The organism is Micromonospora sp. URMC 103 (assembly GCF_051386435.1).
Taxonomy (GTDB): Bacteria; Actinomycetota; Actinomycetes; order Mycobacteriales; family Micromonosporaceae; genus Micromonospora.
Genome location: NZ_JBPQTR010000006.1, coordinates 551,609 through 574,675 on the forward strand (window position 1 = coordinate 551,609; position 23,067 = coordinate 574,675).

General features: G+C 74.8%; 22 protein-coding genes and 1 riboswitch. Of the genes, 6 read left to right on the forward strand and 16 right to left on the reverse strand.

Features of this window, described 5'->3' with window-relative positions; genetic code table 11:
- Positions 1–102: 102 nt before the first annotated feature.
- The 3 genes from ACSNOA_RS28795 to ACSNOA_RS28805 all read right to left on the reverse strand — a co-directional run bounded on the left by ACSNOA_RS28795 (position 103) and on the right by ACSNOA_RS28805 (position 1,464).
- Positions 103–396, reverse strand: coding sequence for a type II toxin-antitoxin system PemK/MazF family toxin (locus ACSNOA_RS28795; RefSeq protein WP_436662918.1), 294 nt, complete (start codon positions 394–396; stop codon positions 103–105).
- Positions 386–643, reverse strand: a complete 258-nt coding sequence (locus ACSNOA_RS28800) for a DUF6364 family protein (protein WP_436662919.1) — start codon at positions 641–643, stop codon at positions 386–388. The genes ACSNOA_RS28795 and ACSNOA_RS28800 overlap by 11 nt, the downstream gene beginning before the upstream one ends.
- Positions 644–768: 125 nt before the next feature.
- Positions 769–1,464: a class I SAM-dependent methyltransferase gene (locus ACSNOA_RS28805; RefSeq protein WP_436662920.1), complete on the reverse strand. Its 696-nt coding sequence runs from the start codon at positions 1,462–1,464 to the stop codon at positions 769–771.
- A gap of 170 nt (positions 1,465–1,634) precedes the next feature.
- Between ACSNOA_RS28805 and ACSNOA_RS28810 the strand changes: the two genes are divergently transcribed.
- Entirely contained in the window at positions 1,635–2,759 is a 1,125-nt protein-coding gene (locus tag ACSNOA_RS28810) for a uroporphyrinogen-III synthase (RefSeq protein ID WP_436662921.1), read from the forward strand.
- A gap of 53 nt (positions 2,760–2,812) precedes the next feature.
- Here ACSNOA_RS28810 and ACSNOA_RS28815 read toward each other — a convergent pair whose 3' ends face one another.
- The 4 genes from ACSNOA_RS28815 to ACSNOA_RS28830 form a co-directional block, all read right to left on the reverse strand.
- Positions 2,813–3,436, reverse strand: coding sequence for a GTP-binding protein (locus tag ACSNOA_RS28815; RefSeq protein ID WP_436662922.1), 624 nt, complete (start codon positions 3,434–3,436; stop codon positions 2,813–2,815).
- Positions 3,417–3,779 carry a DUF742 domain-containing protein gene (locus ACSNOA_RS28820; protein WP_436662923.1) on the reverse strand — a complete coding sequence of 121 codons (363 nt, stop codon included), beginning with the start codon at positions 3,777–3,779 and terminating at the stop codon, positions 3,417–3,419. The genes ACSNOA_RS28815 and ACSNOA_RS28820 overlap by 20 nt, the downstream gene beginning before the upstream one ends.
- 83 nt (positions 3,780–3,862) lie before the next feature.
- Entirely contained in the window at positions 3,863–4,270 is a 408-nt protein-coding gene (locus tag ACSNOA_RS28825; RefSeq protein WP_088976088.1) for a roadblock/LC7 domain-containing protein, read from the reverse strand.
- Positions 4,267–7,410 carry a nitrate- and nitrite sensing domain-containing protein gene (locus ACSNOA_RS28830; protein ID WP_436662924.1) on the reverse strand — a complete coding sequence of 1,048 codons (3,144 nt, stop codon included), beginning with the start codon at positions 7,408–7,410 and terminating at the stop codon, positions 4,267–4,269. The genes ACSNOA_RS28825 and ACSNOA_RS28830 overlap by 4 nt, the downstream gene beginning before the upstream one ends.
- A gap of 445 nt (positions 7,411–7,855) precedes the next feature.
- On the opposite strand from ACSNOA_RS28830, the gene ACSNOA_RS28835 reads away from it, so the two are divergent.
- On the forward strand, positions 7,856–9,037 hold the full coding sequence (locus tag ACSNOA_RS28835; protein ID WP_436663411.1) for an ABC transporter substrate-binding protein: 1,182 nt from the start codon (positions 7,856–7,858) through the stop codon (positions 9,035–9,037).
- 69 nt (positions 9,038–9,106) lie between these two features.
- Here the strand turns inward: ACSNOA_RS28835 and ACSNOA_RS28840 are convergent, their stop codons facing one another.
- Entirely contained in the window at positions 9,107–9,964 is an 858-nt protein-coding gene (locus ACSNOA_RS28840) for an ABC transporter permease (protein ID WP_436662925.1), read from the reverse strand.
- Positions 9,965–10,061: 97 nt separating this feature from the next.
- Positions 10,062–11,096, reverse strand: a complete 1,035-nt coding sequence (locus tag ACSNOA_RS28845) for an ABC transporter substrate-binding protein (protein ID WP_436662926.1) — start codon at positions 11,094–11,096, stop codon at positions 10,062–10,064.
- Positions 11,097–11,362: 266 nt separating this feature from the next.
- Between ACSNOA_RS28845 and ACSNOA_RS28850 the strand changes: the two genes are divergently transcribed.
- The 4 genes from ACSNOA_RS28850 to ACSNOA_RS28865 all read left to right on the forward strand — a co-directional run bounded on the left by ACSNOA_RS28850 (position 11,363) and on the right by ACSNOA_RS28865 (position 16,920).
- Entirely contained in the window at positions 11,363–12,148 is a 786-nt protein-coding gene (locus ACSNOA_RS28850; RefSeq protein WP_436662927.1) for an ABC transporter ATP-binding protein, read from the forward strand.
- A gap of 2 nt (positions 12,149–12,150) precedes the next feature.
- A complete protein-coding gene (locus ACSNOA_RS28855; RefSeq protein WP_436663412.1) occupies positions 12,151–13,101 on the forward strand; it encodes an LLM class F420-dependent oxidoreductase in 951 nt (316 codons plus the stop codon).
- On the forward strand, positions 13,098–13,406 hold the full coding sequence (locus ACSNOA_RS28860) for a cupin (protein ID WP_436662928.1): 309 nt from the start codon (positions 13,098–13,100) through the stop codon (positions 13,404–13,406). Before ACSNOA_RS28855 ends, ACSNOA_RS28860 begins: the two co-directional genes overlap by 4 nt.
- 79 nt (positions 13,407–13,485) lie before the next feature.
- Positions 13,486–16,920: a hypothetical protein gene (locus ACSNOA_RS28865; protein WP_436662929.1), complete on the forward strand. Its 3,435-nt coding sequence runs from the start codon at positions 13,486–13,488 to the stop codon at positions 16,918–16,920.
- Between the two features lie 95 nt (positions 16,921–17,015).
- Here the strand turns inward: ACSNOA_RS28865 and thiC are convergent, their stop codons facing one another.
- The 7 genes from thiC to thiE all read right to left on the reverse strand — a co-directional run bounded on the left by thiC (position 17,016) and on the right by thiE (position 22,805).
- Positions 17,016–18,608 (reverse strand): phosphomethylpyrimidine synthase ThiC, encoded by a 1,593-nt coding sequence (gene thiC / locus ACSNOA_RS28870; RefSeq protein ID WP_436662930.1) that lies wholly within the window; start codon positions 18,606–18,608, stop codon positions 17,016–17,018.
- A 17-nt stretch (positions 18,609–18,625) separates the two neighbouring features.
- Complete coding sequence (gene thiD / locus ACSNOA_RS28875) at positions 18,626–19,411, reverse strand: bifunctional hydroxymethylpyrimidine kinase/phosphomethylpyrimidine kinase (RefSeq protein WP_436662931.1); 786 nt, start codon at positions 19,409–19,411, stop codon at positions 18,626–18,628.
- On the reverse strand, positions 19,408–20,022 hold the full coding sequence (locus tag ACSNOA_RS28880; RefSeq protein ID WP_436663413.1) for a thiamine phosphate synthase: 615 nt from the start codon (positions 20,020–20,022) through the stop codon (positions 19,408–19,410). The genes thiD and ACSNOA_RS28880 overlap by 4 nt, the downstream gene beginning before the upstream one ends.
- A gap of 56 nt (positions 20,023–20,078) precedes the next feature.
- Positions 20,079–20,858, reverse strand: a complete 780-nt coding sequence (locus ACSNOA_RS28885) for a thiazole synthase (protein WP_436662932.1) — start codon at positions 20,856–20,858, stop codon at positions 20,079–20,081.
- On the reverse strand, positions 20,855–21,055 hold the full coding sequence (gene thiS / locus ACSNOA_RS28890; protein ID WP_436662933.1) for a sulfur carrier protein ThiS: 201 nt from the start codon (positions 21,053–21,055) through the stop codon (positions 20,855–20,857). Before thiS ends, ACSNOA_RS28885 begins: the two co-directional genes overlap by 4 nt.
- Positions 21,046–22,182, reverse strand: a complete 1,137-nt coding sequence (thiO, locus tag ACSNOA_RS28895; RefSeq protein WP_436663414.1) for a glycine oxidase ThiO — start codon at positions 22,180–22,182, stop codon at positions 21,046–21,048. The genes thiS and thiO overlap by 10 nt, the downstream gene beginning before the upstream one ends.
- The gene (gene thiE, locus ACSNOA_RS28900; protein ID WP_436662934.1) at positions 22,179–22,805 is read right to left on the reverse strand and encodes a thiamine phosphate synthase; all 627 of its coding nucleotides are present in this window, start codon (positions 22,803–22,805) and stop codon (positions 22,179–22,181) included. Before thiE ends, thiO begins: the two co-directional genes overlap by 4 nt.
- Positions 22,800–22,909: riboswitch (TPP riboswitch) on the reverse strand. Its footprint overlaps the gene before it by 6 nt.
- Between the last annotated feature and the right edge of the window lie 158 nt (positions 22,910–23,067).

A 23,067-nucleotide genomic window follows, 5' to 3' on the forward strand; every position in this document is an offset into this window, starting at 1 on the left:
GGATGTCGTACAACAGCAGGCAACGATACCGAACGCCCGGTCGGCAGGTCAAAACGGGGTCCCGCCCCGCGCGCCGCCGGCCCGCCGGGTGAGCAGCGACACTCAGAGCTGCTGCAGGATACGCAGCGCCCGGCCCACCCGGAGCATCGTCTCGGTGTCGGCCACGTCCACGCACTCGGTGAACCACTTCTTCATGGGCGAGGAGATGCGGTCCGGCATGACCACGTACCCGCCCATGGGCACGGCCAGCGGCGAGTCGCGCAGCAGCGCCTGCTCGACCACCTCGGCCACGATCACGATGGGTACGTCGGTGGAGTTGTAGACGTCCGAGCTGATCACCAGCCCGAGCCGTTCGCGTGCGCCCTCAATGCGCCAGACCTCGCCCCTACGCAGCACGCGGGCGTCCGCGGAAGAGCAGGTCGTCGACCATGCCCACCTCGCGGGCGTCGGCCAGGGCGGCCGACTCGAGATCCAGGCCGGCGCGGCCCACGGCGGCGGCGTGCGCGGCGAAGACCTCGCGGAGCGCCTTCTCTCGGGCCGCCTGGTCCATCCACGCCGAGAGCGACAACCCCTCGCGCTTGGCGAACCGCCGGGCCTCCTCGATCGTCTCGTCGGAGAACGAAAGGGTCACCTTGGCAGTCATGACCGGGAGACTACCCACCGGTATGACCGTCAGTCATCCCGGCCGCCGCCGGCACCCGCCCCGACGGCGCGAGAACGCCCACCGGAGGACAAACCTCCGGGACGCCACGCGGCGGGCCGGCCACGTCAGGCCACCCGGCCGCCGAACACGGCGAACCGCCACTCCTTGAAGAAGCAGTCCACGTCGACCAGGCCCGCGTCGGTGAGCCAGGCGCACTGGTCGGTGACCGTCGCGGGGCGGTCGTACGCCATCCGCGCCCGCGCGGCGGCGATCTCCGCGGCGTCCGAGCCGAGAGCCGCGGTCCGCTCCCGCCACACCTCGTCGTAGCGCCGGTCCAGCGTCGGGGTCGGGCCCGCCACCTGCTCGGCGTTGACGAAGACGCCGCCGGGGGCCAGGGCGGCCGGCAGCCGGCGGTAGAGGGCGCGCTTGCCCGGGTCGTCGAGGTGGTGGATGGCCAGGGCGCTGACCACCGCGTCGTACCGGCCGACGGGCAGCGGGTCGGCCAGGTCGGCGAACACCGTCCGGTGCTCCACCCCGCGCTCCCGGAGCCGGTCGGCGGCCACCGCCAGCATCGCGGGCGCCGCGTCGACGAGGGTCAGCCGCACCCCGGGCACCGCCGCGGCGAGCAGCAGCGACAGCAGGCCGGTGCCGGCGCCGAGGTCGAGCACCTCGGGCGTACGCCCGGCGGCCCGCGCGGCCCGCAGCGGTGGCGACGCCACCTCCACAGCGGCTCCGTAGAAGGCCTCGAAGCACGGCACGAGCCGGCGGCGCGCCTCGTCGTAGGTGCCGGCGACGGCGTCGAAGGCGTCCGCGACGGTCATTCCGCTCTCCCATCATCCGGGAAACGTGTCTCGCATTCTAGACCAGGCGCACGGACGGACGGTACCCCGCGACGGGGGACGCCCCCGGCCCGCGCGGACGCCTCGCCCTTGACCGGGCCGAAACAGGCCGGACCCGGCCCGGAAACCGCCCGGCGGCACGCTTGGCCGGCATGACGGAGGGTGCGCGGTCGGCCACCCGGGCGGGACGCCCGCAGCAACTGGCCGGCTTCACCGTCGGGGTGACCGCCGACCGCCGGCGGGACGACCTCGCCGCGCTGCTGCGACGACGGGGGGCCCGCGTGGTGCTCGCCCCGGCGCCGCGGGTCGTGCCGCCGCCCGACGACACCCGGCTGCGGGAGGCCACCCGTGCCTGCCTGGACCGGCCACCGGACGTCCTCGTGGCGACCACCGGCGCCGGCCTGCGGGACTGGCTGGAGGCGGCCCGGGGGTGGGGCCTGGCGGACGCGCTGCGCGCCGCGCTCGCCCCGGCGTACGCGGTGGCCCGCGGTCCCACGGCCCGGGCAGCCCTCCGCGCGGCCGGCCTGCGCGACCGGTGGTCACCAATCTCCGCGAGTTGCGACGAGGTGGTCGACCACCTGCGCCGGCGTGGGGTGGCCGGCCAGGTGGTCGCGGTGCAGCTGCACGGCCGGCGGCGGCCCGGGTACGCGCGGGCGCTCGAAGCGGCCGGCGCCACGGTGGTCGAGATACCGGTCCACCGGTGGGCGCCGCCCACCGACCCGGCGCCGCTGCACCGGCTCGTAGACCTGGTGGCCGGCCGCCTCGTCGACGCGGTCACGTTCCTGGCGGCCCCGGCCGTGGAGTCGCTTCTGGAGGCTGCCGGCGACCGCGTCGACGCGGTGCTCGGCGCCTTCCGTACGGACGTGCTGGCCACCGCCGTCGGGCCGGTCACCGCGGACCCGCTGCGCCGGCGCGGGGTGCCGGTCAGCACGCCCGCGCGGGCCCGGCTGGGCATGCTCGTCCAGACCGTCGCCGACGAGCTGCCCGGTCGGGCCATCACCTGCACGGCGGACGGCCACCTGCTCACCGTTCGCGGGCACGCCGCGGTGATCGACGGTGAGCTGCGTCCGCTCGCGCCGGCGCCGATGGCGGTGCTACGCGAACTCGCCCGGCACCCGGGCCGGGTGCTGTCGCGCGCCGCGCTGCTGCGGGCGCTGCCGCGCGGCGCCGACGAGCACGTCGTGGAGCTGGCGGTGACCCGGCTCCGCGCCGGCCTGCGCGCCCCCCGCCTGGTGCAGACCGTCGTGAGGCGGGGCTACCGCCTGCGCGTCGACTGAGCCGCCGCGTGGCACGTGCCCGGGACGTCCCGGTGCGCGGCCACGACGCCGGCTCAGCCGACGGGTGTCGCGTACCCCCGGCCGTGCTCGGCCTGCAGCCGCGCCATGGCGTGCTCGACGACGGTGACCAGCACCTGCTTCACCGACTCCCGCCGCCGGGCGTCGGTCATGATGAGGGGCACCTGCGGCGAGATCGCGAGCGCCTCGCGGACCTCCTCCAGCTCGTACTGCGGCGCGCCGTCGAAGGCGTTCAGGGCGACCACGTACGGCAGGTTGCGGTTCTCGAAGTAGTCCAGCGGCGCGAAGGCGTCGGTGATCCGGCGGGTGTCGACCAGCACGGCCGCGCCCACGGCGCCCCGGATGATCTCGTCCCACATGAACCAGAAGCGGGTCTGGCCCGGCGTGCCGAACAGGTACAGGATCAGGTCCTGCGCCATGGTGATGCGGCCGAAGTCCATGGCGACGGTGGTCGTCTCCTTGCCCGGCACCTTGGACGGGTCGTCGATGCCGACACCGGCCGCGGTCATCACCGCCTCGGTGGTCAGCGGTGTGATCTCGGAGATCGAGCCGACCAGCGTCGTCTTGCCGACGCCGAAGCCACCCGCGATGACGATCTTGGCGGATACGATCCCGCGGCTCTGCTGACCCCCCGCGGGGTCATAGCCTGCGAAGTCCACTTAGCACCCTTCCCAGCAGTTCCATGCGCTCCTCGAACCCCTCGGCGGGAGCAGCAGCGTGTAGCGTCAGCAGGCCCTCGGCCACCAGGTCGGCGACCAGCACCCGGGCGACGCCGAGTGGCATCCGGGTGTACGCGGCGATCTCCGCCAGCGACTGCGCCCGGCCCTCGCAGACGGTGGCTATGCGGTGCTTGTCGTGCCCCGCGAAGCGGGACTCGGCGACCTGGGTGGGCGTGGCCATCAGGACCGCCTCCAGGGCGATGTCCTGCCGGGGCTCGGTACGGCCGCGGGTGACCGCGTACGGTCGCACGAGCGCACCGCGCGGGTCACGCCGTGGTTCCATCCGCGATCACCTCCTCTCCGTGCCGGCGGCTGCCGGTTCCGTCTCCCCCGTCCCTGGTCGCCGTGCGGCCGGCGCCCGGTGGGCTACGAGCGCACCGCGTCCCGGGGCAGCGGCACCAGCGCGGCGCCCACCCGTTCCACCAGCAGCGCCATCTCGTACCCGACCTGACCCACGTCGCAGCTGCGCGCGGCCAGCACGGCCATCGACGAGCCGTCGCTGATCGACATCAGGAAGAGGTAGCCGCTGTCCATCTCGATGACCGTCTGCAGCACCCCGCCGGCGCTGAACATCCGGGCGGCGCCCTCGGTCAGGCTCACCACGCCGGACGTGATCGCGGCGAGCTGGTCCGCCCGGTCCGGGGGGAGGTCCCGGGAGGAGGCGAGCAGCAGCCCGTCGGCGGACACCGCCACCACGTGGGCGATGCCCGCCACGCTGTCGGCGAAGTTGGTGAGCAGCCAACCCATGTCCTGCATGGCCGCTGGCCTGTTCATCGGGTCTCCTTCGAGGTGCGGTTCTGGTCCGTGCCGGCCGTCCGACCGCGCTGCACGCCACGGTGGTAGGCCGACAACAGACCGCGTACGTCGTCCGGGCTGCGCCGCGAGGGCTCCCGGCCACCGCGCGGCTCGATGCCGCCCGGCACGAGCTGCGCCTGGGGCACCCGCTTCGGCAGCCCCGAGCGGGTGGTCCCGGCGTTGGCCGGCTCCGCCGCCCGGCTGGCGCGCGTCCAGCCGTCGTCGGCCGCCGTCCGCCAGGCGTCGGCGTCGCTCGCCGCGGCCGCCGGGGCCGCGGGCGACGGCGGGGCCGCAGCCGCCGGGGCCGCGGGAGTCGCCGGGGCCGCGGGAGTCGCCGGGGACGGAGTCGCCGGCGGCGTGTACGACGGCGGCGGCGGCTGCGGCGGGGCGGTGGTGCCGCTGCCGCCCGGGGTGCGGGTGGGCAGCGGAGGGGCCGCCGCAGGGGTGGTGGGCCGCGCGGTCGACGGGGTGCTTCCTCCCGCTCCGGCCGGCGGCTCGTCGAACTGCGGCCGGGTGAAGATGGCGGTGGCGTCGTTGCCGTGGGAGCGGAACCAGACCGCCTCCATCTCCCGGAAGATCGGCGCCTCGGCCACCGGCTCCGGACGGGCCGCGATCGGCGGCGGCGCGGCCGGCATGGCCGACGGGGGCATGGCCGACGGGGGCATGGCCGACGGGGGCATGGCCGGCACCGCGGGCGGGGGAACGGCCGGCATGGCCGGCGGGACGGCCGGGGGCGCCGGCGGAGCGGCCGGGGGCGTGCCCGCGCCGGGGACCGCGCCGAACTGCCGTGACGGTGCGGCGGGCGACTCGGCCGGGCCGGTGGCCGGCGCACGCCGGGGCAGCGGGGCGAGCGTCGGATGGGCGGCCGTCGGGTTGTCGACGGGGAGCCCCGCCCCGTACGACGGCTGCGCCGCCGGGGCCGGGTTGGTCATCCCGCCGGCCGACACGGTGGGTGCGCCGTCCCGGGCGTCCACGGGCGCCGGCCACGGCGCCGGGGCCGGCGTGCCGGTGGTGCGCCACTGGTCGGTCAGCGGCGCCGCCGAGGTGAGGCCGATACGCGGCTCGGCCACCGCGACGGGGCTCAGCGGCGCCTGCTCGACCGCCATCGGCTGGCGCGGTCGGGTGAGCGCCTGGTCCCGGCCCCGCTGCACCGGCAGGACGACTGTCGAGTTCGGCAACGTGACCTGAGCGACCGTGCCGCCCTCGACGTTGCGGCGCAACTCGACGCGGATGCCGTAGCGGGACGCCAGCCGGCTCACCACGGCGAGACCCATGAGCCGGAACGCCGCGACGTCCACGGTGGGCGGGGCGGCGAGCCGGCGGTTCAGCGAGTCGAGTTGCTCGTCGGTCAGGCCGAGCCCGCGGTCCTCGATCTTGATGAGGACGTAGTCGCGGATGCGCCGACCGTCGGCCACGACGACGGTGTTCGGCGGCGAGAACCGGGTGGCGTTGTCGAGCAGCTCGGCGACCAGCCGGACCACGTCGTTGACGGCGTGGGCGGCCACCGAGATGTCGGTGTCGACGTTGCCGAACTCGATGCGCGCGTACAGCTCGACCTCGGACTGCGCGGCGCGCAGCACGTCCACGAGCAGGGCGTCGTCGCGGCGCGGCACGGCCGAGTCGGCGCCCGCGAGGACCAGCAGGTTCTCGTCGTTGCGGCGCATCCGGGTGGCCAGGTGGTCCAGCTCGAAGAGCTGGGCGAGCCGCTTCGGGTCCTCCTCGCCGCGCTCGATGGCATCCAGCTCGCCGATCATCCGGTCGACCAGCGTCTGGCTGCGCCGGGCCAGGTTGAGGAACATCGCCGAGACGCTGGTACGCAGCGCCGCCTGTTCGGCCGCGATGCGCACGGCCTCCCGGTGTACGACGTTGAAGGCGGAGGCTACCTGCCCCACCTCGTCGCGGTTGGACAGCTTTATCGGGTCCCGGACCTCGCGGACGATCTCGTCCACGCCGCCCTCGCCGACGCTGCCCATGCTCTGCAGCCGTTGCACGGCGTCGGGCAGGTCGTGGTTGGCCACCGACAGGGCGCCCTCCCGGAGGCGGCGCAGCGAGTCGTTGAGCGAACGGGCCAGCACCACGGCGAGCGACACGGCGATGAGAAGGGTCAGCAGCACCAGCACGGACTCGAGCACGGCCTGCCGGATGACGTCCGCGCGGGTCTGGTCGGTCTGGGCGTAGAGCTGGTTCTGCAACTGGACCTCGGCCCAGCGCATCAGGTCGTTCACCGCGCCGATGGCGGCCGTGGCGTCCTGCGCGCCGACGAGCGGACGCTGCCCGACCGAGCGGGTGATGTCGGCGGCCACCCGGTCGGCGAGGCCGACGGCGTCACCCGAGACGGTGCTGTTCACGAGGGCGCGTTGCGCCGGGTCCGCGGCCAGCGAGAAGGCGAGCAGCGCCTCCTGCTGACTGGTGAGGGTGGCCACGAAGGCGGAGAACTGCTCCTCGTCGAGCTGGCCGGCGCTGAGCGCCGTGAAGGCGACCGCCTCCTCCTCGGCCACGGCCGCCTTGGCGCGGGCGAACGCGGCCACCGCCCGCCGGCTGTCCGCCAGGCGTTCGCCGCCGGGAAGCTGGGCCAGCCCGTCGCCGTACGAGACCAGGTCGGTGAGGATGACGCCGTAGCGGAGCACGGCCTCGGCGACCGCCATCTGCCGGCGGTCCAGCACCTCCTGCCGGGTGCTGTCCAGCGTCTCGAGGTGGCCGTCGATGGCGGCCAGCCGCTCCTGGACCGACGTGGGCACCTCTCCGACACGCTTGCGCTCCTCGCGGTACGCCTCGACGCGTTGCTGCGTCTGGCGCACCCGCAGGTTGTACGCGTCGGCCTGCTGCTGCGGTGCGGCCAGGTAGGCGGCCGCGGCCATCCGCTCGGCCTGCAGGTCCTGCGTGAGCGCGGAGACGTCGCGGGACAGCTCGGTCAGCGACCGCGCCTGGCTCGCCTCGAAGGCGCCCTGCCCGACGGAGACGAGCCGGACGGCCGCCAGCGCGATGACGGCGGCGACCGGCACCACAAGGATGAGCGCCAGCTTCGACCGGATCCGGGCGTCCCGCAGTCGGGGCAGGCGACGACGGGCCGGCCGGGCGCCCGCACGAGTGTGGGGCAGGGTCGTCGGTCCGGTGCTCACGACATCGCCTCCGTCGTTTCTTCCACGCCTGAACGACCGAACCGTGCCGGGCGCGCTGGGCGGCGGCACGCGCGGCACGGCCGCGATTTCATCAGAGACGCTCCTGTTTGGGAAGCCGCAGCCGGGCAGATAACGGTCGCACCGCGCGCACCCCGTGTTCCGGTCAACTGTTACCTTCACTTCCGCAAGCCTGTGAACAGGGCAGGTGACTCCAGAGTGGTCACACGTGTATGCACCGTGACCGTTGGTAAACATCGCGTGTCGCCAGCATGTGGGATGCGCGTCCCGAAACGACCACGACGACCGCGCTTGACCGCAGCGCCCGCCGTTGGCAAGGTTTTGCAGGCTTCGCGCACACCGTACGGCACACTCTTCCCGTCATTCCACTGAGGACGGACTAGCGGCGGTGACCGGGCAGCGCCCGCGCCCGCACCTGGAGGACGACTTGAGCCCCATCCGCTCCACGGCCATCGTGGCTCTGGCATCCGTCGTGCTGGCCGGCACGCTCACGGGGTGCCAGTTCGGCACGGACGAGGCGGCGGCGAGTCCGATCGTGATCGCCGCGGACCTCGAACTCTCCGGCGCCTCCGCCCCCGTCGGGAAGGCGTACCAGCGTGCGCTCGAACTGAAGATCGAACAGCTGAACGCCTCCGGCGCGCTCGGTGGCCGGCGGATCGAGCTGAAGGTCAAGGACAACCGTTCCGACGCCAGCGAATCGCTGCGGAACATCGGCGACTTCAGCAGCGACGGCGACGTCAGCGCGATCATCATGGGCGGCTGCAACGAGTGCGCGATCGGCGCGGTCCGGACCATCAACGAGAAGAAGATCCCCACCATCGCCCTCGCCACGTCGGGCGCCGTCGCCAGCCCGGTGGCCGACCGGCGGTACGTGTTCAAGCTCGGCCCGAACGCCGCCGACAGCGCCGCCGCCCTGGCCACGGAGCTGAGCCGCCGGGGCATCCGCAAGGTGTCGCTGCTCTACAGCGCCGACGACTACGGCCGGGAGGGGATGACCGCCCTCCAGCGCGAGTTCACCAAGACGGGCGCCGACCTGGTACGCCAGGCGTCCGTGCGGATCACCGACACGGACGTCAGCCAGCCCGTGCGTACGCTGACCTCGCGCAAGACCGACGCCCTGATCGTCTGGACCCCGCCGGAGCAGGCCGGGCTGGCGGCGACCGCTGCGCAGCAGCTCGGCTTCACGGGCTCGCTCTACTTCGACGCGGGCGCCGCGGGCGACCTCTTCCTGGGCGAGGCGGCCCGGGCCACCGAGCGGGCGACGCTGATCTTCACCCAGACCATGGTGATCGACGACGTGATCGCCACGACGCCGGCCAAGGCGGCCCGCCGGCAGTGGTTCCAGGACTACACGGCACGGTTCGGCGGTTACAACGGCGCCTCGTCGTTCGCGGCCGACGCCGTGCAGCTCATCGCGGACGCGCAGCTACGTGCCGGCGGGCCAGCCGACCGGGTGAACCGGGACGGCATGCGCGACGTGCTCGAGACGTCCCAGTTGGACGGTCTCTCGGGCCCGATCCGGATGACTCCGGACAACCACTCCGGCCTCATGCCGCAGGCGCTCACGACCCTCGTGGCGCGCAACGGCCGCTGGCGCCTGGCGGGCTGACCCACACGACGCGGGCCGGCTTCCCCGATCCGGGGGAGCCGGCCCGCGTCGCGTTCGGGGGAAGGAATATCAGCGGCTGCTCGTGGTCTCGCGGACCCACGGCAGGGCGATCCGCTCGATCACCACGAGGGCCGTGTAGAGCAGGATGCTGACCACCGCGACCAGCATGATCGCCGCCCACGCGGTCGCCGTGTCGCCGACGCCCGCGTACTGCTGGATGACGTAGCCGAGCCCACCCTCCCCGGCCTGGAACTCGCCGATGACCGCGCCGATGGCGGCCAGCGGCATGGCGACCTTGAGGCCGACGAAGATCTGCGGCAGCGCGGCCGGGAAGCGCACCTTGCGGAAGGCCTGCCAGCGGGAGGCGTTCCAGGACCGGACCAGTTCGGCGAGGTCGGCCGGCGTGGTGGTGAGCCCGGTCGCCGTGGAGAGCACGATCGGAAAGAAGCAGAGCAGGAACACCATGGTGAGGATGGGCTTCTGACCCCAGCCGAGGGCCACCACGAGCAGCGGCCCCAGGGTGATCTTGGGTACGGCGTTCACCGCGACGAGCAGCGGCGTGAACATCCGCTCCACCGTCCGGGACGTGGCCAGCGCCAGCCCGATCAGGACGCCGGCCGCCACGGAGAGCGCGAACCCGATCAGGATCTCCAGCATCGTGTCCCAGGTGTGCTCCAGCATCCGGGCCGGCTTGTCGACGAACGCGGTGAACACGTCCGCGGGCGGCGGCAGGGCCGCCGGGTGCACCAGCTCGAGCCGTGCGGTGAGCCACCACACCGCGAGGGCGATCAGCAGACCCACGGTGGGCAGCAGCGCGGCGCCCGCCCCGGCGGCCCGTACGCCGACGGCCCGGCGCGGACCCGTCGCCGACGTGGTCTCCGCGGCGGTGGGCTCGGTCACCGGCTCCGCCGACCGGACCTCGGTCATGGTGTCCTCCTTGGTTCCTCCGGCCGATGGGCCGGAACGCGGGACGGGGTGCGCCCCGCCGGAGTCCGGCGGGACACACCCCGGGGCACTGCGGTGATCAGGCCTTCGGCGTGAGGCTGAAGTCGATGATCTGCTCGGGGGTGATGTTCTGCTTGAGGGTGCCGGCGCCCTGGAGGATCGCGATGCTCTTGGCCACGCGGCCGCTGTCCAGCGTGCCGAGGGCGGTGCCCGAGTTGCTCGACCGGACGTACCCGGCCATCAGCTGCAGCTCGGCGGCGGCCGAGGCGGTGTTGGTGGCGTCCACGTTCTTCTTGAGGATGTCCGCCGCCTCCTGCGGGTTGGCGAGGCTGTACTCCAGGCCCTTCATGAGCGCCGCCGTGAACTTCTTCACCATCTCCGGCTTCTCCTTGGCGATCTTCGCCGAGGTGATGAGCACGTTGCCGTAGAGGTCCTGCATCACGTTGCTGTACGGCAGCATGACGGCCTTCTTGCCCTTGGCCACGCCCTCGATGGTCGGCTGACCCACGACGAACTGCCCGATGCCGTCGACCTGGCCGGCGGCGAGCGTGCCGATCAGGGTCTGCGCCTCGCCGTTGACCCAGGTCACCTTGGTGGCGTCGATGCCGGCCATCCGGGCGTACGTCGGGAAGAGGTTGCGCACGACCGAGCCGGGGGTGTCGGCGAGCTTCTTGCCCTCGAGGTCCTTCGGCGAGGCGATGTTCTTGCCCTCGAGCGTGGCGATGGCGGCCATGGTGCGCTGCTGGATCGCGGCCACCGCCACGAAGTCCTTGGCCTGGCCGTTGCCGAGCTGGAGCAGACCGCCGGTCAGGTCGATCGGGCCGAAGTCGGCCTGGCCGCCGACGATCGTCTGAATGACGGCGCCCGTGCCCTGACCGGGCTTGATGTCGACGTCGAAGCCGGCCTCCTTGAAGAAGCCCTTGTCCTTCGCCACCCACGCGTAGGAGTCACGGCCGAAGTTGCCGAACGACGTGAGGTAGGTCACCTTCTCCAGCGAGCCGCCGCCGCCCTTGGCGTCGTCGGACGAGTCCGAGCCGCCGCTGCAGCCGGCGGCGGCCAGCGCGAGACCGGTGGCCAACGCGGCCGCGGCGACCGTACGGGTCAGCCTTCTCATCAGTGCACCATGTCCTTTCCGACCGGGGCCGGCAGGCCGCCGGAGGGGTTGTCGCGGGGTACCGGCGAAGGGGGGGCAGGCCGGCACCACCGTCGTGAGGGGACTCTTCGCGGGCACAGCGTACGAGAACCCCACCTTTGCGACGCCAGGCGTGTCGGGTTGCGGAACGGAAACAAACTGGCGTCCACCCCGGACGGTGCGATGCGGACACAGGGCGGATAGCCTTTGGCGGATTCTGACCGCCCACTCAGGGAGGCCCGCCGGAGATGATCCGACTGTCCGGTGTGTCCCGTACGTTCGACGGCCGCGGCGGCCGCGTCGAGGCGTTGCGGGGCATCGACCTCGACGTCGCCGAGGGCGAGTTCGTCGCCGTCCTCGGCCGCTCCGGTTGCGGCAAGTCGACCCTGCTGCGGCTGATCGCCGGCCTCCTGCCGCTGACCAGCGGCGAGATCACCGTCGGCGGCACGCCGGTGGGCAAGCCCCGCCGCGACATCGCCATGCTGTTCCAGAAGCCCGCCCTGCTCCCCTGGCGTACGGTCCTCGACAACGTCCTCCTGCCGGTCGAGGTGTTCGGCTGGAGCCGGGCGAAGTACCGCGACCGCGCCCGGGAGCTGCTCGACCTGGCCGGGCTCGGGGGCTTCGAGAAGCGCCTGCCGCACGAGCTCTCCGGCGGCATGCAGCAGCGGGTCTCGCTGTGCCGGTCCCTGATCGGCGATCCCCGGGTGATGCTCATGGACGAGCCGTTCTCCGCGCTCGACGCGCTCACCCGCGAGGAGCTCTCCGGTGAGCTCCAGCGGGTGCACATGGAGAACTCCTCGACCATCGTCTTCGTCACCCACTCGATCGACGAGGCGGTGCTCCTCGCCGACCGGGTCGTGGTGCTGAGTCCCCGGCCCGGCCGGATCCGCAAGGTCGTCGACGTGGCCATCCCCCGGCCGCGCACGCTCGGCCGCAACGCGCACCTGGCCGACGTCGCCCGGGTCAGCGCCGACCTCCACGAGCTGCTCATGGAACGCGACGAACCGGCGTCCGCCGGTACGGAGGGCCGATGACCATGCGGGTGTCGGTGTTCATCGAGCCGCACCGCGGCGCCAGCTACGACGACCAGCTCCGCTTCGCGCGCGCCGTCGAGGACCTCGGCTTCGAGGGCTTCTTCCGCGCCGACCACTACCAGTCGATGGGGGCCGACCCGGGGTTGCCCGGTCCGACCGACGCCTGGTTGACCCTGGCCGCGCTGGCCCGGGAGACCAGCCGCATCCGGCTCGGCACGCTGGTCACCTCGGCGACGTTCCGCCTGCCCGGCCCGCTCGCCCTGATGGTGGCCCAGGTGGACCAGATGAGCGGCGGTCGCGTCGAGCTGGGCATCGGCGCCGGCTGGTACGAACGGGAACACCTCTCGTACGGCATCCCGTTCCCCCCGGTCGGCGAGCGCTTCGACCGGCTCGCCGAGCAGCTCGAAGTGATCACCGGTCTGTGGCGGACCCCGCTGGGCGGCTCGTACCACTTCTCGGGCGACCACTACCGGCTGGCGGACGCTCCCGCGCTGCCCAAGCCCGTGCAGGTGCCGGGGCCGCCGGTCATCGTGGGCGGGCGCGGCCCGAAGCGCACCCCGGACCTGGCGGCGCGCTACGGCGACGAGTTCAACATGCCGTTCAAGTCGGTCGAGGAGACCGCCGAGGCGTACGAACGGGTGCGCGAGGCCTGCGAGCGGGTGGGCCGGGCGGAGACGGGGCGAGCGCCACTGGTCCTCTCCGCCGGGATCGTGGTGGCCGTCGGCCGGACGGACGCCGAGGCACAGCGCCGGGCCGCGCCGTTGCACGTGGCGAGCGCGTTGCCGCCGGAGGACCCGGTGGTCGGCTCCCCCGCCCAACTGGTCGACCGGATCGGCGAGTTCGCGGCGCTCGGCGCGACCCGGGTGCACCTGCGCCTCACCGAACTCGCCGACCTCGATCACCTGGAACTGATCGCCGGCGAGGTGCTGCCGCAGTGGGACGGAGGACGATGAGCGACGTGAGCGACGACCTGGAGCTCGGGCCGGTGGGCCAGGAGATCGTGTACGAGAACGACCGGGTGCGGGTCTGGCACATCCGGCTGGAGCCGGGCGAGCGGCAGCCGCTGCACCGGCACGACCACCCCTACCTCGTGGTGGCGATCCAGGGTGCGAAGAACGTCGTGCAGACCGTCGACGGCACCCGGATCGACGCGGACGAACCGACCGGCGGAGTCGTCTACCGCGACCCGGGCGCCGTGCACATGCTCACCAACGTCGGGAACACGACATACCTGGCCCGGCTGGTCGAACTCAAGTAGACCCGCCGGTCGAGCGCCCGGCCGCGACGCGCGGCGTGCCGGTGGCGATCCGGCACAGCGGGTGCGTAACGTGCCGGACATGGCCTATCGGACCTGGGGCAGACTGCTGCTCACCGCGCTCGGGGTGAGCGTGCTGGCCGGGGCCGGTCAGCTGGGCATCGCGTACGGCTTCGGCATCGTCCGGCTCACCGGCGCCTTCACCGGCGTGACCGTCAACCAGTGGCCGGCCCAGCTCGTCTGGGTGGGCTGGTTCGCGGCGAACGCCGCCGTGGCCGGGGCGGTGCTCACCGGGCGTCTCGCCCGCCACGACGGCCCACCGGCCACGACCGGTCGACACCTGGCCGTCGGCGCCGCCGCGGCGCTCGGCGCCACCATCGTCGCGCCGCTGTGCATGCAGCCGGCCCGCGCCGCCGAGCTGGTCTCCGTCGACCCGGTCTTCGCAGTCGGGATCTGCGCCGTCCTCGGCGCGATCGTCGGCGCGGGAGCGGCCATCGCGGTGCTGCTGAACCCGCCGCTGGGCTGGAACGTCGCGGCCGTGGCCGGCGCCGTCTGGCTGCTCGCCCTGGTGTCCGCGCTGCCGTCGCTCGGCGCGGCCGGTCCGCTGCGCAGCGTCCGGCTCGGTGTGCTCGAGCCGACCTGGCTCGCCGCGGACGCCGCCCAGCGGCTGTCGCTGCTGCTGTTGCCGATCGTGGCGCTGCTCGCCGGCGCGACGACCGCCGGTCTCGCCCGGTGGCGCGGGCAGGTGCCGCTGGTCAGCGGCGCGACCGGCGTGGCCGGTCCGGTGCTCGTGGCGTTCGCCTACCTCACGGCCGGCCCCGGCGACGCGGTGGACCGGTACCAGACCACGCCCTACTACGGCGCGTTGATCGCGGTCGCCGCCGGAGTCCTCGGCGCGACGGCCGCGGCCCTGCTGCGCCGTCCCGTCGACGCGCACGGCGCCGGTGCCCACCGCAGCGGCGGCACCGCCATCGAGCCGAGCGCCATCCTGCGTCCCCTGCCGGCCGGTCCCGTGCTGCCCGGCGCCGACGCTCCGGCCACCGACGGTCCGGCGTCCGACGGGCCGGCGTCCGACGGTCCGGCGTACGGCGCTCGGGCCGCCGGCGGTACGGACGCGGGCGCTCCGGACGCCGACCGGGTGGTGCCGGCCGGCGCGGACGTGGCCGCCCGCTCGGCCGGGTCGGTGCCCGCCACGGCCGCCGTCCACACCGGCGGCCCCGGGCTCCGGGGCACCCCAGCCCACTGGGACTGGCCGCAGGCGGGCGCGACGAGCGCCCACCCGACGCGCGGCGACGCCTCCGGCCGCCCGCGCGCGGAGGACCAGGCCACCATGCCACTGACCGTCGAGTCGACGCTGGGCCGGCCGGTCGAGCACGCCGCTGCGACGGAACAGACTCCCGCCGCCGAGCCCGCCCCCGTCGCGGATCGCTCCTCGGACTCGACATCCGCCAGTCGCACGACCGTCAGCCCCAGCACGGCGTCGACCTCCGGCCCGGCGTCCACCCCCGGGATGACGTCCACCCCCGGCCCGGCGTCCACCCCCGGCACCGCATCCGCGCCCGGCACGGCATCTGCGCCCGGAGCCGCGAAGGGCCGCGCCACAGAGCCCTCCGTCGCCGAGGCACGCCGTGTCGCAGGGCCCGCCCCGGTCGCGAAGCCGAGTTCCGTCGAGCGGTCGAGCCCCGCGGCCGCGTTCGAACCGACAACCGAGCCCGTGCCATCGACCGAGCACGCTGCCGGGGCCGCCGGGACCGAACCCACGACGAGCGTGATGCCTCAGAGTCATAAATATGCCTCTGAGGCATCACGCTCGACCGGGAAGGTTGGCCAGCCGTCCGGCGACGCACCGGCGGACGGGCGCCCGCCGGCCGAGCCGGGCGTGGGCGGTGCGGCCAGAAGCAGCGCCCGGACGGCGCCGCGGGCCCGCGGCGGTGGCGGGGCGGGCACGCGGGATGCGGCGCCGGCAGCGGAGGCAGCGCCTGCCGGCAAGACACCACCCGCAACCGAGGACGCCAGGGCAGCGGACGCGCCGGAGGCACCGGCGCCGAAGCCCCGGCGCACGGCCAGGTCACGGTCCGCGGCGAAGCCGGCCGTGGCCGGCACCGACACCCCGACCAGCACGGCAACCCCGACCAGCACGGCAACCCCGACCAGCACGGCAATCCCGACCAGCACGGGAACCGCGGCCCGCCCGACCGGCACCGCGAGCGGCGCGACCGACACCACCGACACCGCGAGCGGCACCACCGACACCACCACCGACACCACCGCCGGCCCGACCGGCACTGCGAGCGGCACCACCGACACCCCCGCCGGCCCGACCGGCACCACCGACACGACCGGCACCGCAAGCGGCACGACCGGCACGCCGGCACCCGCCGGGCCGATCGGCGGGAACCCGGCCGAGGTCGGCACGACCGCCCACAAGCCGACCACCAGCACGCCAACCACCGCCAGGCCGACCGCCGGCAGGCCGACCACCAGCACGCCAACCACCGCCAAGCCGACCGCCGGCAGGCGGACCGCGGACGTGCCGACCACTAACGGGCCGACCATCAGGACGACCGCCGACGAATCGACCGTCGACGGACCGGCCCGCGGCGGCGTCCCGGCCGGGGCAACCGTTCCGGCCGAGGCAACCGTTCCGGCCGAGGCAACCGTTCCGGCCGAGGCAACCGTTCCGGTCGAGGCAGCCGCTCCGGCCGGGCCGAGCGGCCCGACCGCGGAGCCGGAGAGCGATCCCTCCCGCCCGGTCGACCGGCCCGACCACGGCTCCCGCGCCGTGACCGAACCGCAGGGCGCGACGCCCACCGCCGACGGCCCGCCCCCAGACCCGCAGGACGCGACGAGCCGTGCAGACGCGTCGCCCCGTGGCGCCCGCCCGGCCGGCGGACCGGCCCGCACGGACTGGCCCGTCACTCCGGCCTGGCCCATCCCGCCGCGTTCGGGCGCCGGACCGGCCCGCGAGGCGTCCTCCGGCGGAACGGCCCAGCCGGCATCCGCGGAAGGCACGCGCGAGCCGGCGCCCCGGGCGCGGCACCGCGCGCCGCTGCCCGACCTGAACCGGGCGGCGAGCTGGGAAGCCCTGGCCACCGCGCGGCGCGCCGGCCCGCAGACGACCGGTCCACAGACGACCGATCCGCAAACGGCCGGCCAACAAACGACCGATCTGCAAACGGCCGGCCCACAGACGACCGGTCCGCAGCCCACCAGCCCGCGCCACACGCAGGCGGGGACGGAGTCGACCGAGGCGGACGTACCCGCCGAGGGGTCCACGGACGGACCGGCCCCGGCGGACCGGTCCGCCGGTCGCGGCCGGGGTCGGCTCGGGCTGTTCCGGCGCAACCGCTCCCGCGACGACGGCGCGGAGAGCACCGACGCCGAGGCGCTGCCGGCGCAGGACGAGGAGTACGTCGACTGGGTGGCCGGGCTGGGCCGCCCGGTGGCGGACAACGAGCCCGAGCGGGAGAGCGGACGGCGCTCGCTGCGCTCCTCGGGCCGCCACCACCGCGACTGACGGACCGACGACGGCGGCGACGCCCGGGGTCACACCCCGGGCGTCGCCGTGTGTGCGCGGACACCGCGGACCGCGGTCGCCTCGCAGCGGCGCGGTCAGGCCAGGGGCAGGTAGACGCGCCCGCCGGAGGAGAGGAACTCCGCCGACTTGTCCTGCATCCCGCGCGCCGCGTACTCCTTCAGCTCCTGAGTGATCTTCATGGAGCAGAACTTCGGGCCGCACATCGAGCAGAAGTGGGCGGTCTTCGCCGGATCGGCGGGCAGCGTCGCGTCGTGGTACGACCGGGCGGTCTCCGGGTCGAGCGCGAGGTTGAACTGGTCCTCCCACCGGAACTCGAACCGCGCCTTGGAGAGCGCGTCGTCCCAGGCCTGCGCCCCGGGGTGGCCCTTCGCCAGGTCGGCCGCGTGCGCCGCGATCTTGTACGCGATGACGCCCGCCTTCACGTCGTCGCGGTCCGGGAGCCCGAGGTGCTCCTTCGGGGTGACGTAGCAGAGCATGGCGGTGCCGAACATGCCGATCATCGCGGCGCCGATCGCCGAGGTGATGTGGTCGTACGCGGGCGCGATGTCGGTGGTCAGCGGACCGAGCGTGTAGAACGGCGCCTCGTGGCACCACTCCTGCTGGAGGTCCACGTTCTCCTTGATCTTGTGCATGGGCACGTGCCCGGGGCCCTCGATCATGACCTGGACGTCGTACGCCCAGGCGACCTTCGTGAGCTCGCCGAGGGTGCGCAGCTCGGCGAACTGCGCCTCGTCGTTCGCGTCGGCGATCGAACCGGGGCGGAGCCCGTCGCCGAGGGAGAACGTCACGTCGTACCGCGCGAGGATCTCGCACAGCTCCTCGAAGTGCGTGTAGAGGAAGTTCTCCTCGTGGTGCGCGAGGCACCAGGCCGCCATGATCGAGCCGCCGCGCGAGACGATCCCGGTCACCCGGTCGACGGCCAGGGGCACGTACGGCAGCCGCACCCCGGCGTGCACCGTCATGTAGTCGACGCCCTGCTCGGCCTGCTCGACGACGGTCTCCCGGAACACCTCCCAGCTCAGCTTCACCGGGTCGCCGCCGACCTTCTCGAGCGCCTGGTAGATCGGCACGGTGCCGATCGGGACGGGCGCGTTCCGCACGATCGCCTCGCGGGTCTCGTGGATCCGCTTGCCGGTGGACAGGTCCATGACGGTGTCCGCGCCCCACCGGGTGGCCCAGGTCAGCTTCTCCACCTCCTCGGCGATGGACGAGCTGACCGCCGAGGTGCCGATGTTGGCGTTGACCTTGACGAGGAACGCCTTGCCGATGATCGCGGGCTCGCACTCCGGGTGGTTCACGTTGAGCGGGAGCACGGCGCGGCCGGCGGCGATCTCGTCGCGGACGAACTCGGGCGCCACACCCTCCCGGATCGCCACGAACTCCATCTCGGGCGTCACGACGCCCGCACGGGCGTACGCGAGCTGCGTGGGCCGCCGGCCGTCGGCGCCGGCGAGCGGGGTGCCGGCTCCGCGCACCGGGGCGACGTCGCCGCGCTCGGCGATCCACGGACCGCGCAGCGGCGGCAGCCCCACCTGCGGGTCCGATCCGGGCCCCGATGTGTCGTAGAGCCGCACCGGCGGGTTGTCCCCGGTCAGCGTCACCTCGGCGAACGGCACCCGGATGTCGGGCCGGGCCCCTTCCACGTACACCTTGCGTCGTGCGTGCATGACAGCCTCCCTGGTGGTCAAGCGGACCAGCCGAAGTGGTCCAGCGGGCCGCGTCCCGCGCCCAGCTTCCAGTCCCGCCCGCCGGCCAGCGCGCGGGTCACGTACTCCTTGGCGGCGGCCACCGCGGCCGGCACCGGGTCGCCCAGTGCCAGCCGGACGGCGATCGCCGCCGAGAACGAGCAGCCGGTGCCGTGCGTGTGCCGGGTGTCGACCCGGGGCGTTCGCAGCACCGTGGTGACGCCGCCGCCGTGCAGCACGTCGACCGCCTCGCCGTCGGCGAGGTCGCCGCCCGTCACCACCACGTGCGCCGGCCCGCCGGCCGCCAGCGCCTCGGCGGCGGTGACCATCTCCTCGACCGTGGTCACCGGGCGTCCGGTGATGGCCGCGGCCTCCGCGCAGTTCGGCGTCGCCACCTGGGCGTACGGCAGCAGCCGCTCGACCGCGGCGACGACGCCGAGCCGGTGCCCGCTCGTGGCGACGAGCACCGGGTCGACGACGAGGTGCGGCAGCCGGCCGGCTCGGGCCGCGGTCGCGACCGCGTCGGCGACGGCCGGGCTGCCGAGCATGCCGGTCTTGACCGCGCGGACGGTGAAGTCGGCGAGCACGCTCTCGACCTGGTCGGTGACGGTGCCCGGGGGCAGTGGCAGGACGGCGTCCACGCCCCGGGTGTTCTGGGCCGTCACGGCGGTGAGCACGCTGGTCCCGTACGCGCCGAGCGCCGCGAACACCTTGAGGTCGGCCTGGATGCCGGCGCCGCCGCCCGAATCGGAGCCGGCGATGGTGAGAACGGTCGGCGGGGTCACCTGCGCTCCCCCTCGGACCGCCAGGCGCCGCGCCCGTCGAAGGCGCTCGCCAACGTGGCGGCCGCCTCCGCGGGGTCGTCGGCGCGCATGATCGCGCCCAGCACGGCGACCCCGACGGCGCCCGCCCGTACGCAGGCCGCCACCTGGTCGGGCGTCTCGATGCCGCCGAGGGCGAGGGCCGGAACGGGACTGGCCGCGACCAGCGCGGCGAGCCCGTCGGGCCCGAGAGGCGGGCCGTAGCCGGGTTTGGACCGGGTGGGGTGGACGGGCGAGAGTGTGACGTAGTCCTCCGTGGACAGTCGCGCCAGCTCCGCCGTGTTGTGGCAGGAGCGGCCGACCAGGCCGAGCCGCGGCGGCGGGTACGGGCCGGCGGACGGAAGGTGCACGGCGTCGCCGCCGAGCGGGTCGGGGCCGGCGACGACGAGCGTGCCGCCCGCCTCGGCGAGGATCGGGCGCAGGTCGGCGGCGAGCGCGGCGCGCTCCGGGCGCGGCAGGTCCTTCTCCCGCAGCACGACCCAACGCACACCCCCGGCGACCGCCGCGGCGACCACCTCGGCCAGCGGTCGCGTGGCCTGCCACCGGTCGGTCAGGACGACGAGCCCGCGGGGCAGCGGCGGCACCCTGGCGGCGAGCCGCCGATCCGTGTCCGGATCCGCGCCGACGGGCGTCACAGCTCCGGCCTTCCGTCGTCCGGCGTGGAGGCGAGGGCGTGGTGGCGGCGGGCGATGCGTCCCGCTCCGGCCGCCAGGCGCCCAGCCTCGACCGCGTGCCGCATGGCGGTGGCCATCGCCACCGGGTCGGCGGCCCGGGTGACGGCGGTGGCCAGCATCACGCCGTCGCAGCCGAGTTCCATGGCCAGCGCGGCGTCCGACGCGGTGCCGATGCCGGAGTCCAGGATCACCGGCACGTCCACGCTCTGCCGGATCAGCCGGATGTAGTGCGGGTTGGCGATGCCCAGCCCGGAGCCGATCGGCGAGCCGGCGGGCATCACGGCGGCGCAACCGACGTCGACGAGCCGCCGGGCCAGCACCGGGTCGTCGGTCGTGTACGGCAGCACGGTGAACCCGTCGGCCACCAGTTCCTCGGCGGCGCGCAGCAGCTCCGTGCCGTCCGGCAGCAGCGTGCGCTCGTCGCCGGCCACCTCCACCTTGACCAGGTCGGTGTCGAACGCCTCCCGAGCCAGCCGGGCGACCTTGACCGCCTCGACGGCCGTGCGACAGCCGGCGGTGTTCGGCAGCAGCCGTACGCCGCACCGGTCCAGCATCTCCAGCAGCCCACCGCCCGTGCCGGGGACGGTGTCGACCCGGCGCAGGGCCACCGTGACCAGCTCGGTGCCGGACGCCCGGATGGCCTGTTCGAGCACCCGCAGGTTCGCGGCGCCGCCGGTGCCGAGGATGAGACGGGAGGTGAACGACGTCCCGCCGAGGTCGAGCGTCATCCCGCTCACCCGCCCTGGGCGGCGCTGAGCACCTCGACCCGGTCCCCGTCACGCAGCACCGTCGCCGGCCAGCCGGTGCGGGGGACGACCTCGCCGTTGACCGCCACCGCCACGCCGCGCCGCTGCGGCGTGACCTCGCCGACCACGTCGGCCACCGTCGCTCCGCCGGGCACCGTCCGCCCGACGCCGTTCACCGTCAGTTCCATGGGTCCTCCTCGGTCGTCCGGCCGGCGGCGAACCGCTCGGGACGGAAGGGTTCGAGCAGCGGGTCGGGCACGCCGGTGGTCACCAGGTCGGCGATGAGGTCCGCGGTGACCGGGGTGAGCACGATGCCGTGCCGGTGGTGCCCGGTGGCGGCCAGCACGTCGGGCCGGCCGGGCAGGGGGCCGAGGATCGGCGCGTTGTCCGGTGTGCCGGGTCGCAGCCCGGCGGTCGTCTCGACGAGGTCGTACTCGGCCAGCTCGGGCACGAGTTCGACGGCGGCGCGGAGCAGGCGGAGCACCGCCCCGGCGGAGACGTCGACGTCGCGGCGCTCCTCGACCGTGGCGCCGACGACGACCTCGCCGCTGGCCCGGGGCACGAGGTAGACCTGGTCGCCGTCGGCGTACCCCCGGACGACGTGCCGGAACCCCGGCGCGCCGCCGCCGGGCGCCCGGAGCCGGAGCACCTGCCCCTTGACCGGCCGGACCGGGAGCCCGGTGAGCGCCGCGGCCCCGCAGCCGGCGGCCACCACGGTGACCCGGGCGTCCAGGTCGGACAGCCGCCGCACCGCCTCGGGCACCAGCACCGCGCCGGCCCGCTCGGCGGCCGTCCGCAGCGCGGGCACCAGCGCCCGCGGGTCGACCTGGTGGTCGGTGGGCGCGAGGGCGCCGCCGCGCACGCGGGGGGCCAGCGCCGGCTCGCGGTCGCGCAGCTCGGTGGGGCGCAGCGGGGTCACCGGCAGGCCGAGACCCCTTTGGTACGCCCAGAGCCGCCGCGCCTCGGCCAGGTCGTCGGCGGTGAGCCCCACCATGAGGGTGCCGTCGGTCCGGTAGCCGAGCGCGACGCCGGTCGCCTCGGTCAGTTCGGCGGCGAACGCCGGCCAGCGGGCGGCGGACGCCACGAGCAGGCCGGTCAGCTCCTGTTCGCCGAAGTACGCCTCGGCGACCGGGGCGAGCATCCCGGCGGCCACGGCCGACGCTCCGGAGCCGGGGTCGGGATCGTGCACGGTCACCCGCAGACCACGGGCGGCGCAGCGCCAGGCGACGGCGAGCCCGATGGGCCCGGCCCCCACCACCGCCACGTCCGCCCGGCCCGCGTCGCCGGCAGGGGTCGACGGTGGCCGGGCGCTCAGCACGCCAGCGCCTCGATCAGCTCGGCGGTGGCGCGCTGCGGGTCGGCGGCCGCGGAGAGCGCCCCGACGACGGCCACCCCGTACGCCCCGGCGGCCCGCAGCGCCGGCACGCGGGCCGCGGTCACCCCGCCGATGGCGATGACGGGCACGTCGACCGCCTCGGCCACGGCCCGTATCCCGGGCACGCCGATGGGCGGTGGCAGCCCCTCCTTCGTGACGGTGGGATGGCACGGGCCCACCCCGAGGTAGCTGGCTCCGGCGGCGACGGCCTCGGCCGCGGTGCCGGGCTGCCGGGCCGTGGCGCCGAGCACCGCGGCCGGGCCGAGCACGGCCCGGGCGGCCTCGACGGGCAGGTCGTCGGCGCCGACGTGCCCGCCGGCGGCGCCCGCCGCGAGCGCCACGTGCAGCCGGTCGTTGACGAGGCACGTCGCCCCGTACGGCGCGCAGAGCGCGACCACGCGTCGGGTCAGGTCGTACGCCTCGCGGTCGGTGGCGTCGTCCTCGACCCTGACCTGCACGACCAGCTCGGCGCGGGCTGCCGCGAGGGCGGCCCGGACCACGGTGAGCGGTTCACGCCCGGGTCGGGTGTCGGTGACGAGATGCAATCGTCCAAGGGACGGCACGGCAACGCTCCTCCCTGCGCCGGCATTACCCGGATCAGGTTCGACGGTCGGGGGCTACCAGCCCCCCTCTCAGCCCGGTGCACCGGGCTCCCGTGGGTTACTTGCCTGCCACCGTACGGCAGGACCCACCGCCCTGCCAAGGTGGCGCAGGCGACAGCGGTCCGCCCTGCGTTCCGGCCGATTCGGGGGTCGCTTCGTGACGTCCTGGTCGGAATGTCGCCCGGTGTTGCGAAACCGTTACCATCCGCGTCTTGCCGGGCAC